This window comes from Oleiphilus sp. HI0067 (assembly GCF_001635735.1).
In genome coordinates this window covers 1-1,070 of record NZ_LWFI01001704.1, presented here as the reverse complement: position 1 = coordinate 1,070, position 1,070 = coordinate 1, and the positions used below count along the sequence as shown (strand labels likewise).

Below are 1,070 nucleotides of genomic sequence, written 5' to 3'. Positions count from 1 at the left end.
TAGACGGTTTTACGCTAAATGCCGACGGGTCGTACACCTTTGATCCCAGTCACAGCGCCTATCAACACTTGGCCGCAGGTACAGACCAAACCGTCACTATCCCTATTACGGTGACTGACCAAGACGGTGTTTCTGACACGCAGAATCTCGTTATCACAGTTCATGGAACCGCGGATGCCGCAGTCATTGGTGGCACGGACTCAGGCTCTGTTACCGAAGAAACAACGCTGCAAGCAACAGGCAGCTTGAGCATCACTGATAAAGATGACGGACAAGCTCACTTTCAGGATGGTGATATTACGACCGCACATGGTGTGTTGCATTTAAGCTCTAACGGCAGCTGGACGTATGACCTCGATAACAACAATGCGGATGTACAAGCCCTTGGTACAAGTAGTTCTGGCACGACTAATAGCCTGACTGACACTATTCAAGTACAAAGCGCAGACGGTACGACACATAACATCGTTGTGACCATTAGCGGTAGCAATGATGACCCTGTGATCAATACCATTACGGCGCGCACCGCCACTGAGGGCGACGCAACGATGACTCAGGGCTCCATTACCTCAACGGATGTCGATTCGGGTGACACTGCGGCCTACACAACTACTGCAAATGTCGCTGGATTTACACTCAACTCAAATGGTACATACAGCTTTGACCCAAGCAATGCAGCTTACAATGGTTTAGCAAAAGACGACACGCAAACCATCACCATCCCAGTTACTGTGACAGATGGCAGTGGTGGGACCGACACCCAGAATTTGGTAATCACGCTGACAGGCACCAACGATAATCCGGTGCTCAACCATATTCAAGCACAGAGTGCGGCTGAAGATGGCAGTGTGATCTCTGGCAACATTACCTCAACTGATGCCGATGCCCATGAAACGGCCACCTACACCGCACCGACCATAGACGGTTTTACGCTAAATGCCGACGGGTCGTACACCTTTGATCCCAGTCACAGCGCCTATCAACACTTGGCCGCAGGTACAGACCAAACTGTCACCATTCCGATTACGGTGACCGACCAAGACGGTGGTACTGACACGCAGAATCTCGTT

1 protein-coding gene is annotated in these 1,070 nt (G+C 50.9%); it reads left to right on the top strand.

The window, feature by feature from the left end:
• Positions 1-1,070, top strand: a 1,070-nt coding sequence (locus tag A3739_RS27075; RefSeq protein ID WP_197472629.1) for a VCBS domain-containing protein, incomplete at both ends; no start/stop codon positions are given.